The sequence below is a fragment of the Vibrio sp. 1159 genome (assembly GCF_033340395.1).
GTDB lineage: Bacteria > Pseudomonadota > Gammaproteobacteria > Enterobacterales > Vibrionaceae > Vibrio > Vibrio alginolyticus.
Genome location: NZ_JAWOWL010000033.1, coordinates 19751 through 33145 on the forward strand (window position 1 = coordinate 19751; position 13395 = coordinate 33145).

At 41.6% G+C, this 13395-nt stretch carries 16 protein-coding genes; 11 read left to right on the forward strand and 5 right to left on the reverse strand.

Features of this window, described 5'->3' with window-relative positions; all coding sequences use genetic code 11:
• Positions 1–141 precede the first annotated feature (141 nt).
• Entirely contained in the window at positions 142–738 is a 597-nt protein-coding gene (locus R7127_RS20615) for a DUF6710 family protein (RefSeq protein ID WP_373896981.1), read from the forward strand.
• Positions 739–799: 61 nt separating this feature from the next.
• Here R7127_RS20615 and R7127_RS20620 read toward each other — a convergent pair whose 3' ends face one another.
• Together R7127_RS20620 and R7127_RS20625 are read right to left on the reverse strand one after the other, a co-directional pair.
• Positions 800–1444, reverse strand: coding sequence for a hypothetical protein (locus tag R7127_RS20620; protein ID WP_206953931.1), 645 nt, complete (start codon positions 1442–1444; stop codon positions 800–802).
• On the reverse strand, positions 1441–2853 hold the full coding sequence (locus tag R7127_RS20625; protein WP_206953930.1) for an AAA family ATPase: 1413 nt from the start codon (positions 2851–2853) through the stop codon (positions 1441–1443). Before R7127_RS20625 ends, R7127_RS20620 begins: the two co-directional genes overlap by 4 nt.
• 381 nt (positions 2854–3234) lie before the next feature.
• On the opposite strand from R7127_RS20625, the gene R7127_RS20630 reads away from it, so the two are divergent.
• Together R7127_RS20630 and R7127_RS20635 are read left to right on the forward strand one after the other, a co-directional pair.
• Positions 3235–3894 carry an outer membrane beta-barrel protein gene (locus R7127_RS20630; protein ID WP_318148493.1) on the forward strand — a complete coding sequence of 220 codons (660 nt, stop codon included), beginning with the start codon at positions 3235–3237 and terminating at the stop codon, positions 3892–3894.
• 52 nt (positions 3895–3946) lie between these two features.
• Positions 3947–4486: a GNAT family N-acetyltransferase gene (locus R7127_RS20635; RefSeq protein WP_206953928.1), complete on the forward strand. Its 540-nt coding sequence runs from the start codon at positions 3947–3949 to the stop codon at positions 4484–4486.
• Positions 4487–4514: 28 nt separating this feature from the next.
• On the opposite strand, the gene R7127_RS20640 is transcribed toward R7127_RS20635, so the two are convergent.
• Together R7127_RS20640 and R7127_RS20645 are read right to left on the reverse strand one after the other, a co-directional pair.
• On the reverse strand, positions 4515–5345 hold the full coding sequence (locus R7127_RS20640) for a Dam family site-specific DNA-(adenine-N6)-methyltransferase (RefSeq protein WP_318148494.1): 831 nt from the start codon (positions 5343–5345) through the stop codon (positions 4515–4517).
• Between the two features lie 110 nt (positions 5346–5455).
• Positions 5456–5689 (reverse strand): hypothetical protein, encoded by a 234-nt coding sequence (locus R7127_RS20645; RefSeq protein WP_318148495.1) that lies wholly within the window; start codon positions 5687–5689, stop codon positions 5456–5458.
• A 351-nt stretch (positions 5690–6040) separates the two neighbouring features.
• Here R7127_RS20645 and R7127_RS20650 point away from each other — a divergent pair, with 351 nt between their 5' ends.
• From R7127_RS20650 to R7127_RS20680, 7 genes are all read left to right on the forward strand, one after another.
• On the forward strand, positions 6041–6430 hold the full coding sequence (locus tag R7127_RS20650; protein ID WP_318148496.1) for a DUF2170 family protein: 390 nt from the start codon (positions 6041–6043) through the stop codon (positions 6428–6430).
• 10 nt (positions 6431–6440) lie between these two features.
• Positions 6441–7133, forward strand: a complete 693-nt coding sequence (locus R7127_RS20655; protein WP_318148497.1) for a PspA/IM30 family protein — start codon at positions 6441–6443, stop codon at positions 7131–7133.
• A 73-nt stretch (positions 7134–7206) separates the two neighbouring features.
• A complete protein-coding gene (locus R7127_RS20660; protein ID WP_318148498.1) occupies positions 7207–7863 on the forward strand; it encodes a YjfK family protein in 657 nt (218 codons plus the stop codon).
• 2 nt (positions 7864–7865) lie between these two features.
• Positions 7866–8303 (forward strand): DUF350 domain-containing protein, encoded by a 438-nt coding sequence (locus R7127_RS20665; protein WP_206953912.1) that lies wholly within the window; start codon positions 7866–7868, stop codon positions 8301–8303.
• Positions 8304–8318: 15 nt separating this feature from the next.
• A complete protein-coding gene (locus R7127_RS20670; protein WP_206953910.1) occupies positions 8319–9236 on the forward strand; it encodes a DUF1190 domain-containing protein in 918 nt (305 codons plus the stop codon).
• 141 nt (positions 9237–9377) lie between these two features.
• Entirely contained in the window at positions 9378–10547 is a 1170-nt protein-coding gene (locus tag R7127_RS20675; protein WP_318148499.1) for a glutathionylspermidine synthase family protein, read from the forward strand.
• A 350-nt stretch (positions 10548–10897) separates the two neighbouring features.
• Entirely contained in the window at positions 10898–11581 is a 684-nt protein-coding gene (locus tag R7127_RS20680) for a hypothetical protein (protein ID WP_318148500.1), read from the forward strand.
• An 82-nt stretch (positions 11582–11663) separates the two neighbouring features.
• Here the strand turns inward: R7127_RS20680 and R7127_RS20685 are convergent, their stop codons facing one another.
• The gene (locus tag R7127_RS20685) at positions 11664–12737 is read right to left on the reverse strand and encodes a tyrosine-type recombinase/integrase (protein WP_318148501.1); all 1074 of its coding nucleotides are present in this window, start codon (positions 12735–12737) and stop codon (positions 11664–11666) included.
• A gap of 162 nt (positions 12738–12899) precedes the next feature.
• Here R7127_RS20685 and R7127_RS20690 point away from each other — a divergent pair, with 162 nt between their 5' ends.
• The gene (locus R7127_RS20690) at positions 12900–13394 is read left to right on the forward strand and encodes a LexA family protein (RefSeq protein WP_373896986.1); all 495 of its coding nucleotides are present in this window, start codon (positions 12900–12902) and stop codon (positions 13392–13394) included.
• The last annotated feature ends 1 nt before the right edge of the window (position 13395 follow it).

Genomic DNA, 13395 nt, shown 5'->3' on the forward strand with positions numbered 1-13395 from the left:
AATTAATCCGTTTACCAACGATAAAAAATGTTCGGAAAATTTAGCCTACTACCCAAATGGCTACGTACTTCGATGCGCCTGAGCCGTGATAAGAAAGTTAAATCAGCTGCAAGAATTGAAATAAATAACTACGACCAACTAATGTCAGTGGCTAGGAGATTACCTGTTAATGCATTACCAGAACTCATTCGCGCTATAGTCCGGCCTATACAGAGTGAATTTCTGTTGGCTGTAGCAGAGGAAGGGTCTGATTCTCGCCCAGACATGAACCCACAAGAGTTCTTCTTTGATGGTCTCATTCAGTATCTATTTATCGATAAGATGGAAGAGAACGAAAGGGATGGCGCTGATTATCCATTGTCCCTGGCAAGTGAGATGGTTTTACCCTGGCCTTGGAACTTGTCACGCTATATCGATAACGTTACACACATAGGTACCAGTAAGGGGAAGCCTTGGAAGCAGGACCACACCAACCATTCCGTTGACTTATGGTTACCTTGGCGAATCGGCTTTGTGTATGGGGGAAACCACTCTATTACAGCGGGGATTTTAGCGGGGGAAGGGACTGTTATCCCGGAGCGCGTTTACGACATGTCTTATCTGTTTGAACGTATCCGTACAGATGGAAAGTACTGGTTTGTTGACGGCCAGAAAATAGAACCGGTGAAGTCCACTCGGTCAGCAGCGGTGTTTGAGATTGGGCGTCTACTGGCTGATGATAAGACCGAGCATACATAAAGCAATAATCAAGGCTGAACTAAGCTACACTGCGTATTAACTTTAAATTTGATAGTGACTATTAATCAGGGTCACTTGTTATATCCAACTGCGCGAGCCTTAAGTTTTTAATTACCTCGACAGCATGGTCTAACATCTCAGGACTCTGATCATTCGCAGCTGCAAGAAGTACGGCTTTCAGGCCAAGGTCTACTTTTTTTCTTTCACCTACCTTGTGGTAGCGAAGAAGCCCACAGACCTCTATTGTGTTTCGCCCTTTCTCCGTTTGGTATAGATATACTGCACCAGGAACAGCAACTTTAATGTGCTCAGCATAATCATCAAAATGTGGATGAATAATGCGATAATTTGCACTCTTGCGAGGAAAACTTTGATACGTTTTTCCTTTTGTGACGGTTCTAGTGCCTTTGGCGCCATTGCAATCCTTACAGGAAACGCAAAGATTCAATGGTTCGAACATCCATTGCGGTGAACTATCTTTGTCGATAATGTGTTCAGTATCCCAAACCATTCCATGAGATGTGTGCAGATTTACCCGACAATAAGCACAGGTTTTATCTTGTTCAGCTATGTAATGCTTTTTGATGTTCGACTTAATTGTCGTCACACGGCAGTCGTCCCACTTTTGTTGTGGGGAGGTAACTTCATCTTGGACACTCTTAACAACTTTGGACTCTTCTTTGCTCAACTCGTAGGGTTTCATCATTTTGAAATTCCCTCTAACGTCTGATCTAAAATGGATAGTAAGCGCTTTACCTTATCGCCATCAGGCAAAAGAGCTTTATAGCTTAATAACCTATGCGCCTTTGCTTTTGTCTCCGGTGAAATTTCGTTTGACTGGCAAATGTTATCCAGCATTTCTATAACTTGGCTTAAAAGATACTCGTTGTTGTTACCTGGGTTGTGAAATAGCGTAGCCAGTTGATAGTCAGAGGAACGTTCACCATATGGTGTCGCATCGACCAATGTATTTGTTGCCATGTCGTACACACAGCAATTCTTTGCACTTATGTCAGATACGATAAGCGGTGAGTGGGTTGCAATAAGGAAGTGACAGCCACGATAACTTGAAAACGATTCACTCAATATATCAACGAAGCGTTCCTGCCATTGTGGATGGAGGCTAATTTCAGGTTCATCGATGCAGATCAGCGCATTATCTTCGATAGAAGAAATAATGCCCATAAACAATAGAAATAAGCATTGTTCTCCAGAACTACGCTTTGATAAAGACGAGATAGCAAAACTATCGATATCTTCCGTAGGTTTTTCGTTTTTCAGTGATACATCTTTCATCGTTTGTATGCTTGAAAGATTAATCAAACCAGCTCTGAGAACTCTTGAAATGATGAGCTTAGAGAAAGGCTTTGGATTTGAATCGTTAAGATGTATAAGCTTAAGATTTTGATTACTTACTGTTAATACAAATGTAGGGTCCTCGATAATTTTTTCGCAGTAACTCAGTAGCTCAACCAACTCCATTTCATCGTGTTCGATATAGGCATTTTTCAAAATTAACTGAGTTTCTGGCTCTGTTGATGACTGATTTTGGATATTCGCCAGATCTTTTTTAGGGAACGTGAGGTCGAATTTAAGTAGCAATTTTTGTCCAAAATCGAACTTAGACAAAAAACCGACGAGGGCTTTATGTTTTCGTTCTTCGAAATACTCTGTACCCAACAACTGTTGAATGGCTTTTGATGCAATACGCGTCGATGGAGATAACGATGGCATATAAGGTTTAGAGCCAATATATGCGTAGAAACCTGAAGGTACTACATCATTTCTGACGCTCCAAGAATCTTTAAATTTTTCAAACTGGCTAGTGGAGGCTGCAATCAGCTTTCTAGGTAAACGGTGTCCATACTCACGCTCCACTGCCTTCCAGTTTTGTGAGGAAAAGTCTTGTCTGAGATAGTGAACAGCAGATGCTACATGTGTACCCTTGTCAAGTAAGGCACTAGTGTAATAACTGTGGTACTGGTTGCACGTATCAATCAAAAGCTCTGTTTTCCCACAACCATTGTTTCCGATGATCACCGTAAATGCATTACGATCGTCATTTTCCTTATCCCAGAGAACGTGATTCCTTACATTTTTTACTCTAAAGCCCATGATCGCCACGAAAGTCTATGATTTATATGCCTACTTTACACTTGAGCTCAATATAAACAAAATGCAATCAAAATTTTTTCTTATTGGTTATTTTAAGGCCGAGTTTACCTAACCTGGATAGATCTAGAAAAGTTGCGAGCGTAGGTGGAAGACATACAGTTTAGAGTTGTAAAAGTTGAAAAAGGGAGCTTGGCTTCTGTTTAATGTCTAACATATGCATACCGTTGTGCACACATTCCAACCAACAAAAAGTAATCGTAGAGAAGAAGGTCATTTGTTGATAAATGTATCTGTTTTAATTATTGTGCGTTTTGTTTTTATGGTTAGCCTATACAACTAGTATTGAGAACGTAAGACAGGCTATAAAATGGATACGCGGAAATGACTAAGCAACTTGCACTAGGAGCAGTAATCGCTGCAATCGCAGCAACTTCACTAACTTCTGTATCGGTAATTGCTAACGAAACTGACTCTGGCACAACTGGTTACAACCCAAGCATCAAAAGCTATGCATCGCCATACCTTTCATCGGTGAATATGGATAACGGCATTGATGGTGCAGGTTTTGGCGTTCGCTTAGGTTACAAACTTACTGATAGTTGGGGGGTAGTTGGTGACGCATCTATTTATCAACTCAACGGTAATCCAAAAGAAGATTTCGAGAAGCCTATACCTGACTACGATGGTTGGATGTTTAGCGTTGGCCCAAGTTACTACATAAATGAGCGCCTAAATGTATTCGCTACTGTTGGTATGGCAAAACTATCTGGAGCTAACTACACCTACGGAAATACACACAGAACCAAAGAACTTAACCACCAAATTCAACAAACGGTAGATGTCACCAAGCGTGATAACGAAAACATCAACCCAACGGATGACAAGACCGTTGTTTACGGTGTCGGTATCAACTATGCACTGAGTAACTACTTCTTGATCAACGCATCTTATAAGCGTTTTACGCCTGACCTCTTTATGTCTGATGTTAATTCCTCAGAATCGACCGATTTGTTGGAAGTAGGCTGCGGTTTCCGATTCTAACTCAAGCCATTCACACAATAACAAAGCACAACATAACTCTTGGATATTCGCAGTGAATTTTAATAAAAACATAATGCCAGATAGCATAGGGCTAATAATAATAGGCGAGGGTACCGACGCTGTAATTAAGTATGCCACCAGCAGTTCCGAGGCTAAAACAACACTGGCTAACGAACTCGAAATGCTAGGTGAAGAGTCATACGGGCATATGTTCATTTCCACAGATAACTTTGAACTGTTTGTTGATGACCAATTAGTCGGCCTATGTTTAGTTAGCGTAGACTTTGAACACGATGACGACCTACCAGAACTATTTGCCACTCTTTCATTAGATGCAGTTGTTCTACACCCAGAGTATCGAGGCTTAGGCTTAGGTTCAGAATTTGTAGAGAAAGCAATGGTTACGGCATTTGGCCTGATAAATCCGCAGTGCGTTCAAGATGGATACAATGCCGTGTCATTAATTTGCCTTGCTGATTTTATGAGCTTGGAAGGTGAATCTGTATTTCACCACGGTTACAGTGCAATTAAACAGGCAAGTAAGAAGAACACTAGCATCAAGTATGATATTTCGATGGATGCTTGTTTTTAAGTGGTTCAGGACTGTACTTTGCTACCCGTTAAACTCTCCACCTTTCTACGTTGTCTACTAACTGCGAAAATTTTTTCCGATTTCCAAAGCCTTTAAAAGCTATCATCTCAGGTGCTGATTTGCGTCCTTTCCCGTTACGGCTAATACTCCGCGGTACATCTGTTCTGTATATGCTGAACCCCCTTGCTTTATATATACGTGCCAGTTCACGATTGAGGCTGTTGCAAGCAATCATAGGCATGCTGTGGTCTGCCAACCAGTCAGCGACTTGTATTTGCTGATTGAAATTAAACCCTTTTCCCGAGTAATTTGAAAAAGTACCTGCATAAGGTGGATCGGCCAGAAGAAGGTCGACTCCCGCCAGGTTAAGGTCTAAAAAGTTGCAATTGGTGAAAGTCCAGTTTCTGGTAACTTTTGAAAATTGGCTAAAGCCAGATGGATCTGCAATTTCGTCGTATTGGCCAAATGGTACATTAAATCGTCCATTCAAATTGAAGCGCATCAGACCATTAAATCCGTGGTAGCTTAGGTACCACATAGCACCCGCTGAAAATTCACAATTGGCTTGGCCTTTTTCTATCAGCTTATTGAGCTGTTCACGGATGTTTAAATAGAATTCCTTATCGAGTTCCCAATCATCTCTATTGGGTACAAACCCTCTTTGTGCATGTTGATACAGGTTAATTAGCGGGGTAATTACGTCGTTAGCAAGAACTCGCTCAAACTCATTGTTTAGTGAGAACGATAGTCCACCACAGAAAGGTTCTGCGACAAATTTTGGATCAAGTTGAGTTATCAGTCTTTTTGAACGAGTTGCCAACCAAGACTTACCGCCAGGATACTTTAGTATGCTTTTCATTTACGCTCCATTTTAATCGAGAAGTAGTATAGGTATAGCCTCACGATAGTTCACCTGTTTAGGTATAGATGTTTGGATAGTTTTGGGTGTTGACCTTATACCGGGAAAACTTAGAAGTGAGTTTTTGAGAGTATGTCATTAACGATTTTCTCTATCAGATTGAGTGTCTTACAACCTACTAAATTTCGTCCTATTTCTATAAATGCTTGGATTATCGCTGGTGGATTTTGATGATTAATAGTGTCGTTCGGCTTTCTTCCGGAGTTCTTCTCTGCTGTTCGCCTAGCAATGTCTTCCATTTTATCTGATTCAATTTGAATCTTACTTTTTAGTTGTTCAATCAAAGTCCGAGTCTCCTTGCTTTCCATAATAACCAGTTAATTGAGGTCTCTCACAGCATAGCGATCGTTAATTTATAGTATCTCTATTGACAAGATTTACGGCATCAAAATAGCACAGTGATATTCGCAAATACCGACAATTTAATCATTAATAACAAGAAAATAGTAAATGTAGTATATAAGGTATTGCGGATTTTAATAAACCACATAGATTGGTTATCGAAAGCGAGATAATACCACTTAATCTTTAAACGCTTTTCATTGATTGATATGTAAGCGGATGGTATTTTTATAGCAAATAACCGTATGTGACGGATTTTAAACATCTATACATACCTGTACTGGAGAAAAGTTTTGGATCTAAATGTAGTAACAAAAGCACTACTTGAGTCAGATGAAGGGTTCAGCGTGACTCAATCTGATGACAGCCTAATCATCACAAACGATGTTGGTATCAACGCAGTACTAGTAGTTCAAGGTTCGCAGATTATTGTTGAGTCACTATTGTTTCCAGTAGATGAGGTGTCTGACCAAGCTGCACTTGATGATTACATCTTGAAGACGCATAAATTAGTCCCACTGACAGCAGTCGGAAAATCAGAAATAGAAGGCCAGTTTTATTACTCCGCTTTCGGCGCTCTATCTTCTGAGTCAAAAGTTGAAAGCGTGTTACTTGAGGTAGTCGAGTTGTTCCGCAATGTTGCTGAACTGCTAGAAGGCTACTCAGAATTTCTGATTAAGTAAGGACTAAAGCATGTCACTAAGTAAATTGTTCCGCATCATCACTGGTAACGTAAACAAAGTAGCTGAGAACGTTATTGACGAAAACGCTATTACTATTCTTGAGCAAGAACAACGCGAATCGAAAGCCGCTGTTCGTAAAGCAGAAAATGCATTAGTTGATATTGTGGCTAAACGTAAAATGTCAGAAAGCAAAGTGTCTGACTACGACAAGGCTATTAACGAGTACACAGAGAAAGCGATCGCTGCTAATGAAGCTGGCCACGAAGACTTAGCTCTTGAATGTGCTCAAAAGGTTGCTGACCTTAATGAAGAAAAAGGTGTGGAAGAAACACAGCTTCAAGAATTTAAAAACGCAGAACAAAAGCACAAAGCTAACATTGCTGAGTCGCGTAAAAATATCGCCAGCATTGACCGACAAATCGATCTTGTGAAAGCCACAGATAGCGTTCAAAAAGCTCAAATTGCAACCCAAGCGTCAGTTGTTGGTGCTAAATCAAAAACAAGTACTGCCCTTGATTCTTTAAATCGTATTAAAGCGAAGCAATCCGAACAGGCAGCAAAATTAGAAGCTCAACAAGAGTTAAGTGACGTTGCAACTTCTAGCGATTTGGATCAAAAGCTTAAGGCCGCAGGTATTGGCGGCAGCACTTCAGCCAAAGACCAGCTAGCAGCAATCCTCAACAAAGAAAAATCAGCCGAATAATACTGGCGCGATTCTCCTTGATACGAGCCCGCTTATTTAGCGGGTTCATTTTTTCGGAATAAAGGAAAAGATCATGTTTAAAAAAATCAGTACCGCTCTAAGGTCGACCTTTGGAAGCAATAAAACAATAGAGAACCCGGAAATTATCCCTGAATTTGGTGGATTACGCCTTGGTGGTGTAGTTGAAATCGATCCGCTGATGTTGAAGCTCAGAGAGCCCGATTTGACCATCGAAAATGCTGCGACTACCCAGATTATTTTGGCCGTAGGTGTCATTGAGCTGGGTGACGATACCCGACTAGTTCGTTATTACACTGACGACGAGGGATACTTTCAGGTCTTGGTTGAGGGGCCAGATGATACCGGTATTAAGGAAATAAGCCTTTGGTACTTTTATGACTCAACTCCGATTGATACTCCAACTTCTTGGGACAACCTGCTAAATGAACAAATCGTAACTAAAGAGCAGGAGTTAGAAGGTCACTTGTTTCAACCACATTGGGACAACGAGAAGCCCGTACTTATGACAGAAAAAATGATCAATAAGTTTGGTGTTAAAAGCGAAGCCGACACGTTTGCAATGTTGTATTCAAGAACAATTGAAGGTGGCGTTACAGAAGAACTATTGATAGCTGGTGAAGAGCGGATCAATAACAACCGTCCTGACAGACTTCGTTACCGTGCAACCGGTATTCAATTAAAAATTACAGATTATAAAGTGGTGGCATAAAAATGATCGAATTAGCAAATGAAAGTGCAGCAATGACAGCCTTTATGAATGGGATTACTTCGTTCGTTGGTTACTTTGCTTTGTCCTTGGCGTTCCTAGTTGCTTTTAAATTCATCTACATGGGTATGACCCCATATAACGAGTGGAAGCTGATTAAGGAAGACAAAAACTTGTCAGCAGCTATTGCACTTGGCGGTGCGGTCATCGGATACGCGATCGCCATTTCAAGTGCAGCTGAGCATTCTGTCGGAATTATTGATTACGCACTTTGGGGCGCCGTGGCGTTGGTTGCACAGGCATTAGGCTATGTTGGGGTGAGAAGTCTAATGATGCCAAAGCTCGTTCAGCGTATCGAAGCGGATGAAAAACCAGCGGCAGTACTACTTGCATCCGTATCTATTGCTGTTGGTCTTCTGAACGCAGCCTGCTTAACGTATTAACTAGTGAGGTAGCACATGACTGATCAAAAGCGTCGAATGCGTAGCCGTGTCAATTTAGACGGGAAACGCAAAACATTTCGTAACTTTGCTCTGGCTCCGATTGCATTGGCAACACTGGCTGGTTGTCAATCTGACAGCCCACTGCGGATTAAAGTCTATGAGGACGTAGAATCCTGTAAAGCTGATGACAAAGCGCAGCTGGGTGCTCAATGTGACGCAGCATATAAAATTGCACAGCGTGAGGCCGACCGAACAACAGAAAAGTTTCGCAAACAAGCAGAATGCGAACTGGAGTATGGTGTATGTGATGTAATGCCAGCTGGCCTTGGCTTCCGACCAAGACTTGATGCCTTCATGGTTGCACCTGTTAAGCCTGAGCACTATGAGAACTACTACATTTCACGTCAGTATGGTGATTTGTTCGTGCAGCCTCTGTTCACTTCGACTTCAACGTATTCTGACAAATACGGGAAATTGTTTTTCGCTGATGGAATGACAGTCGGCAATGCCAATGATATTGACCATTTAAGCTTCAAAATGACAGACCGTTATTTGCATCCGTTACCAACAGTTCGCCTACGTTCTGAACAAGATAGTTCCTACACTAGCGCTGAGGTAAATCCTAGATCTAATGATGGACAAAACTCAGGTCATAGCGTAGCAAACACAATTGCGAACGCCTATATCGCAGGCCGTGTAATAGATGCGGTAGATGATGCTAGTGAACGTCGGCACCGAGAACGTATGTATAACGCTGCTCGTGATAAAGAAAAGCAACAGCAGGCAATGGGTGGAACAGGTTACCAATCAAGTTCAAGCTCAAAAACTTCCGGTGGGTTCAAGTATGACTACAAAAGTAAACCAGTAGTGAAAACCTCTTCTCGCGGTGGTTGGGGTAGCTCGGTAAGTTCACGAAGCTCCTGGGGCGGCTAACTTTTAACTAATAATTCATTCAAGCCGGTTTAAATCTTAACCGGCTTTTTAGTGACTGCGTAAGTGCTCTTGCCGATTTCAATGGCAGTGAGAAGCTACTAGAACATTTACTTAGGCACTAACTAAGACATAGAGGTCTAAATGCTACAGATACCAACCACTCCACGACACGACTGGAAGCAAACAGCTATAGAGTATGATTTTTCTTATCATACGCTCGATGGGCTTCCGTATTGGACAGAGGACCGCTACTTTCAATTTACACTTGAACAAATCGAGAAAGACATAGAAGACCCAACTGAAGAAATTCATCAAATGAGTCTCAAAGCTATTGCGAAAGTCGTTGAGAGTGATGAGCTCATGGCAAAATTTCAGATTCCAGAGACAATGTGGGGAGTTGTGCGCGAATCATGGCAACGACGTGATCCATGCTTATACAGTCGTATCGATTTAGCTTATGACGGAAATAGCCCGGCGAAGCTGTTGGAATTTAACAGTGATACGCCGACTAGCTTGTACGAACTAGGTTTTTTTTCCTGGTTATGGCTGGAGCAAAAGGTAGAGCGAGGGGAGTTACCGCCACAAGCTGACCAATTCAACTTATTAGAAGACTTACTTGTTAGACGCCTACTAGAACTCAAACCAACACTTGCATTCAATACTATGCATTTTGCGTGTTGTAAGGACACCATCGAAGATCGAGGTACGGTTCAATATCTGCAGGACTGCGCTAAAGAAGCGGGGATTAATACAGAGTTTGTCTACGTTGAAGACATTGGTATTTCAGAAGATGGTAGATTTTTCACGGACGCAAATAGCAAACCAATCGATACGCTTTTTAAACTCTACCCTTGGGAGTTTATGTTGCGCGAGGAATATAATCAGCATTTAGCAACTGCCGAGATCAATTGGATTGAGCCACTGTGGAAGTGCATCAGTTCTAACAAGGCAATCTTACCATTGCTTTGGGAGATGTACCCCAACCACCCAAATCTACTGGAAGCATATTTTGAGGATGATCCACGAGCTAAGAAATTGGGTCATCACGTCATCAAGCCAATTTTCTCAAGGGAGGGGTCGAACATTTCAATTGTGAAAGATGGCCATGTCGTTGAGTCAGTTGATGGTCCTTATGGCAGTGAAGGAAAAATAGTTCAGGCATACACTCCACTACCAACCTTTGGTAACAATCATGTTCTGATCGGTAGTTGGCTTGTGAATGATAAAGCGGCTGGTATCGGTATCCGAGAAGATGAAGGGAAGATCACGAAAGACAGCAGCCAGTTTATTCCGCACATTATCCTTGGATGAATATTCGATGCCCAACTAATACGCGGATGGTGAGGGAGTCAAATAGAAACGACATAAGTATGTTGTCATAAGCATACGGTTTCAAACTAGATAGTTGTTGTTCGTGTATTATGAATTCGTAGTGATAAAAAGGAAGGTGGAAACTGTATAACTCCAGGGATATACAAAGTGATTCTACCCATTGACAAAGCACGTTACTTTAAGGCATTGTTATAGCAGGCGCATTTAGGGCGCCTGCCCACCCCAAAGGCGAATCTTTTCAGAGAACCTACCATTCCAACTTCAACGTTTTTTTCAGCCATGTTATTAGTGAGGGGTGCACTTAATGTATGGCTATTGAGGAAAACGATATGTCATCGACAAACAAAAATTTAATTGCACACGTCAAAAAACAAGCCAGAAAACTAGGTAAAATTTTTCCAGAAAAGCGACATCACGAGTGCTTGAATGAAATCGCTCAGAACCTGGGATTTCCTGATTTTGACCATTTGATTCTTCATGAGAATGGTACAAAACTCAAATCAAAATCCAGTATTTGTCTAATTGAAACGCATTCAGAACTGATCAAAAACGTGCTATCTGACTGCGTAGTTCAAGAGACAAACGCCGAACTAGTTACCGAATTCTGGAACTTGCTATTTTCCCCAATCAATAGTGATTCACAACTAGAGCATATTGAGCAATTAACTAGATGGAGTATTGATAAGGAAAAGTTGAAACAATACGGATATTCCTGCCATGAAAGCGACAGCAAAGAGTATGAGGCTTTAGGTTATATATTGGTATCCATCGGGCATTACTATAGATCGTTAATGGATAATTGTTACTACCAAATTGGCGAGCATATTACTTTCAAAAGTTATCTCGGTCATTGGCTGCACTCTATGTATCCGAATACCAGAAGTAATCGAACTAACTCACCAGCTCTAGAAGAACTAAAGAAATGCTACCCAGTTAGCGGAGATCAAGAGTTATCTGTTGGTGCAACTAGTTGGGCACCAAAATGGTGGCTTCAGGAACAAGGCCGAATTTAATCACCCCATAAAAATCAGTTAGTGCTAATTGTCGGGTTAGAGTCTTCTATCCCGACAAATTCATAATGTAATAATCGTGTAACTAGTAAAGGCCATGCCCTGCATTGTCATCATCCCAAGCTTCAACATCGTCAAAGTATTCTTGGAGAATCTGAACTGACTTGTGGCCTGTCATCTGCATTACCTTGTTCATTGTCTTACCGGCGGATACTGTAGTTTCAACAAAGCCGCGTCGCCCGCTATGACCACCATACAAACCTTCTAATCCAGCTCGTTTGCAACGCTCCTTCACCATTTTATTAATCGCATCTCCGGTAAGTGGAGTTGATAGCATTGTACGATTACGGTTAGAGCGTCGGAAAATAAAACCGTCAGTGATTCCTGCCGCCGAGAAGTATTCTGATAGGAATAGGACCGGACACATTTCTCCCTTACCACCAGCTACAATGATTTTGACCATACCGTTTTGTTTACGTTTGACCTTATCCAGTTTTATCTTGAGCCCTTTGCTTGGAAAAAGCTTCACGTTTGAATATTGAAGTTGGACAATTTCGGAGCGGCGAAAGGCACCCGCAAAGAGGAGCATCAAAATAGCTCTGTCTCTTAGGTCCACTTGGTCGGTAAGATCCATCTGTGAAAAAATTATGCGCAGGTCATCGACGTAGATACCTTTAACCTTTCGTTTATCTGTACCAAGCTCTTCGGCTACGCCCTTCATAATGTCACTAAAATATTGAAGTTCCGTTTCAGTGAATGAACGGTTGTAATACTTTCTCAACGCAAACTTTACCCCGTTCAAGCGCCGATAAATCGTAGAGTAGGCAAGAGGCTCGCCAGAAGTAAGATAACCAAGTCGCGCTGATTTATCTGTCCAAACCCATCGGTTTAGCTTTCCTACAGTCTGGTCTGTAAGAAAGTTAATGATTTCGCCAGTAGTAGCACTACCTGGATTGATGCGTTTCACATCGCACCAGGCACAAAAAACTCGACTGTCAGACAGGTAGGCATCAAGTGTTGCTTTGGAAAAACTTTTCTGGAGCAGTTTTTTCGCGTCATCCGAAAGTTCTGATTCAATTTCGACTTGCGCTGAAATCCCTGTACTTAGAAGGGGGTCAATGTAAGGCTGATCGTACTCAACTAGCTGTTTATTCGTCATTTTGAGTTGTTTGTTATGTATCGGTAATTATCAAGCTATCACATGGTTTCCAACGCGCTACAACACCACGCACTGTATATAACACCAGTATCTTATAACAAATAAGATCACGTTAAAAGCGCCGATATGGTCAGTTTGAAAATTGAGCATTTTGATGGGTAAATGACAAACTGGCTGTTCAGGATAAACAGAGAGCTTGAATTCATCGTCAAGTCAGACGAAAATAACTGTATATATAAACAGTATTTGGATTTTATGAAACTTATTCCGTTAAAGCCGCATGCTGGCATCGTAGGGTTCGAATCCTATGCGGATCAGCACAAGATGCTCGACCTGTCCCTTGATGATTTCGTTGAAAGACCTAGCAGTTCCTTCCTCGCTATTGTAAATGGCGATTCAATGGAAGGGGTGGGGTTGTTTGACGGTGATCCTGTATTAGTCGACCGCTCTCTAAATGCTAAAACTGGTGATGTAGTCGTCGCTATTTTAAACGGTGAGCTGACTGTAAAGATAATAGACATTGAGCAGCGCCAACTACTATCAGCCAATCCAACGTATCGGCCAGTGATTATTGATGAACTCGACGATTTCGCTATAGAGGGAGTGTGTAGTTTCTCCCTCAGAATGTTTAGACCATCTAACTTACTGGCCAAATGAA

Excerpts from the sequence above, each read along its gene's own strand:
- R7127_RS20615 (WP_373896981.1), top strand. The coding sequence starts at position 142 with ATGTCAGTGGCTAGGAGATTACCTGTTAATGCATTACCAGAACTCATT.
- R7127_RS20620 (WP_206953931.1), bottom strand. The coding sequence starts at position 1,444 with ATGATGAAACCCTACGAGTTGAGCAAAGAAGAGTCCAAAGTTGTTAAG.
- R7127_RS20625 (WP_206953930.1), bottom strand. The coding sequence starts at position 2,853 with ATGGGCTTTAGAGTAAAAAATGTAAGGAATCACGTTCTCTGGGATAAG.
- R7127_RS20630 (WP_318148493.1), top strand. The coding sequence starts at position 3,235 with ATGACTAAGCAACTTGCACTAGGAGCAGTAATCGCTGCAATCGCAGCA.
- R7127_RS20640 (WP_318148494.1), bottom strand. The coding sequence starts at position 5,345 with ATGAAAAGCATACTAAAGTATCCTGGCGGTAAGTCTTGGTTGGCAACT.
- R7127_RS20655 (WP_318148497.1), top strand. The coding sequence starts at position 6,441 with ATGTCACTAAGTAAATTGTTCCGCATCATCACTGGTAACGTAAACAAA.
- R7127_RS20660 (WP_318148498.1), top strand. The coding sequence starts at position 7,207 with ATGTTTAAAAAAATCAGTACCGCTCTAAGGTCGACCTTTGGAAGCAAT.
- R7127_RS20665 (WP_206953912.1), top strand. The coding sequence starts at position 7,866 with ATGATCGAATTAGCAAATGAAAGTGCAGCAATGACAGCCTTTATGAAT.
- R7127_RS20670 (WP_206953910.1), top strand. The coding sequence starts at position 8,319 with ATGACTGATCAAAAGCGTCGAATGCGTAGCCGTGTCAATTTAGACGGG.
- R7127_RS20675 (WP_318148499.1), top strand. The coding sequence starts at position 9,378 with ATGCTACAGATACCAACCACTCCACGACACGACTGGAAGCAAACAGCT.
- R7127_RS20680 (WP_318148500.1), top strand. The coding sequence starts at position 10,898 with ATGTCATCGACAAACAAAAATTTAATTGCACACGTCAAAAAACAAGCC.
- R7127_RS20685 (WP_318148501.1), bottom strand. The coding sequence starts at position 12,737 with ATGACGAATAAACAGCTAGTTGAGTACGATCAGCCTTACATTGACCCC.
- R7127_RS20690 (WP_373896986.1), top strand. The coding sequence starts at position 12,900 with ATGACAAACTGGCTGTTCAGGATAAACAGAGAGCTTGAATTCATCGTC.